Source organism: Blastomonas sp. CCH1-A6 (assembly GCF_001556365.1).
GTDB lineage: Bacteria > Pseudomonadota > Alphaproteobacteria > Sphingomonadales > Sphingomonadaceae > Blastomonas > Blastomonas ursincola.
In genome coordinates, this window is record NZ_LSIS01000535.1 from 1 (window position 1) to 652 (window position 652).

The 652-nt window shown below is 71.6% G+C and carries 1 pseudogene; it reads left to right on the forward strand.

Annotation, left to right across the window (positions count from 1 at the left end):
* Positions 1-652 (forward strand): annotated as a pseudogene (locus tag AX735_RS26180) (ribonuclease E/G); the annotation flags it as partial.

The window sequence follows — 652 nt, forward strand, 5'->3', positions numbered from 1 at the left end:
GCGCCCCGCCGAGCAGCGCAGCAGCGAGGAAGGCGAAGGAGGCGGCCGTTCCAAGCGTCGCCGTCGGCGTCGCGGCAAGCGCGGGCGGCGCGATGGCGATCAGCCTCAGGGCGAAATCGGTAGCGAGGCGCAGATCGATAACAGCGAACAGGTCGCTGAACCGGTCGCATCGGCTGACGCCGAAGCCCCGGCCGAAGCCGAAGCAACCGAAGCCGTCGAGACCACCGAAGATGGCGGCGAGGCCAAGCCGAAGCGCGCCCGCCGTGGTCGCCGTGGCGGTCGCAACCGCAAGAATGGCGAGGCTGGCGAAGACAGCGTCGAAACCGCTGGCGACGACGCTGCGGCAGAAGCCCCTGCCGAGCCGGTGAGCGAGGAAGCAGCAGCGCCTGCCGAAGCCCCCGCAGAGCCTGAGGCCGAGCCGGTGGCCGAAAAGCCCAAGCGCAAGCGCGCTTCGCGGGCGAAGAAGCCGGCCGTCGAGGCAGAGGCAGAGGCTCCCGCCGAAGCGCCCGCTGCCGAGGCTGAGCCTGCTGCGGAAGCCGAACCTGTCGCCAAGCCCAAGGCCAAGCGCGCGCCGCGCAAGAAGGCAGCGCCGAAGGCCGAAGCCGCCGAAACGGTTGCAGCCGAACCTGCGCCCGAGCCGGTGGCCGAGGCA